General features: G+C 61.4%; 1 protein-coding gene. It reads left to right on the top strand.

From position 1 onward, the window contains the following. Positions 1-62 precede the first annotated feature (62 nt). Positions 63-1,766 (top strand): hypothetical protein, encoded by a 1,704-nt coding sequence (locus OSA81_13750; GenBank protein MDE0900066.1) that lies wholly within the window; start codon positions 63-65, stop codon positions 1,764-1,766. Positions 1,767-1,901: the final 135 nt, after the last annotated feature.

Below are 1,901 nucleotides of genomic sequence, written 5' to 3' on the forward strand. Positions count from 1 at the left end.
CGTTTGGCGAAAAGGGGGCTTGTTTCTCCTATGCGCAACGAAGGCGGGCGACTCCGATGCAGATGAAAATGAGACTGGGATTTTTTCCGGTTTGCGTGGTGCTCACCTTGAGCCTGAGCCTCCAATCACCCGCATTCGCACAGTCGTCACAAGAGACGGTCGTCGTTGAGGCCGGACAGGCTGTCGGGATCATTCCGGCCATTCACGGAATGAACGGAGCCCCCCTTCTTCGTAGCGACACGTGGCAGCCGCCCTGCGGCAACAACAACCAACACGATATTTCTGAAACGTTCATCGATCTGGCGATCCCGCAGGCGAGAGCGCACGGATCCGGGCCCTTCGATATCGATGATTTCTGGATCCCCGACCCGGCGACAGATTCCAGCGCCTTCGATCCGGCGGTCCACGATCCGGGAGTCGCAGCCAACTATGACTGGACCAACTCCGACGAATTCGCCGAGTCGGTCTTCGCGACCGGCGTGACCCGGCTCTACCCCCGCATCGGGTACAGCGCCCACGCCTGCAATCCGCCGTCGTTCGACTTCAGCACACCTCCGGCCAACGGCACCGGGCCCGATCGCTTCGACACCTACGGACAGTTCGTTCTTCAGGTCCTGCTGCGATACACCCAGGGCGCGAACGGCAGCGGCTACATGTTCGATATCCGCGAAATCGAGATCTGGAACGAGCCGGCAACCCTCAGCTTCTGGAACGGCACGGTGCAGGACTATCACGATCTCTACATGGCCGCCTGGAACGCGGTTCACAACAGCGGCCATCCGGAACTCGACCACATCCGCCTCGTGCTCTTCTTGCCGGCCTCGGTGTGGGGACAAGATCTGCTCACGACCTTTCACGACGTCAATACGCCCGGCAGTCCGATGGACCCGATCGACGCGGTCGCCAGCCATGACTACTTCACGGCTCCGATCCTTCATCATTTTCGCATCTGGAGTCAGACGACGGGCCTCGAGGATCGGCTGACCGGAGCGGGCTACGACCCCTCGGCCATTCCGGTCTACGTCAGCGAGTGGAATCGTACGATCGGTCACTTCGAAGACGTCGTGCCGAACGGTGGCTATGTGGCGGCTTCTCTGCACTACTTCGCTCTGATGCATCCCGCGAACATCAATCCCTACAGTGGCGACAGTCACAATGTGGTGATGACTCACTTCTTCTCAGCAAACCGGCAGGCGTTCTTCAATAGCGGTGAGCCGAGGGATCCAGGTGCCGCGTTCGCCGTCTACGCGAAGGACATGGTTGGGGTGACGCCCAACCTGCTGGCGTCGACCGGCTCCAACCCGCACCCCCTAGATCCCCTTCTGGACGAGTTCGGCACGAACTACACGGTGCTGCCCGGCGTGTCCAATGACGGAAGCCAGGTCAACGTGATGTTGGCCGACTACACGAACAGTACGTCGGACCCGTGGCCGACCACTTCCTGTGGCCCGGTTCCCGGGGCCTGCAGCTTTTCCCTGAGCGTGGCGGTCAACGACCTGCCGTGGGGCGGCTCTCCCATTTACTGCGAGCGCTGGCAGCTGGCGCATCATGCGTACGACTTGATCGACTCGGGTACGAGCGGAGGCTCGACCGACTGGGTCTACAACGGCACCGGCCAGCGCAACACCTTCGAGCTATTCAGGCTCAGCACCCAGCCCTTGCACCCACTCGACTCACTCGGCCCGGTCGAAATCCTGCTCTTGGTCGCGGTGCTCGCGGCGCTCGGTTTCTACACCGTGCGCGGTCGATCTCGGCTCCCCGCCTAGCAGGTTGCAGAAGAACTCCGCACCGAGCCAGGCGCGTGCATGGCTTCAGGTGAGTGGGGCTAACTTTGGGGGCAACTGCGTGAGCTTCGACACAACAAGCTATTGCGAATCAATCGGTTAGGACGCCGAGTCGTT

The organism is Longimicrobiales bacterium (genome assembly GCA_028823235.1).
In the GTDB taxonomy this organism is placed as follows: domain Bacteria; phylum Gemmatimonadota; class Gemmatimonadetes; order Longimicrobiales; family Gaopeijiaceae; genus UBA2589.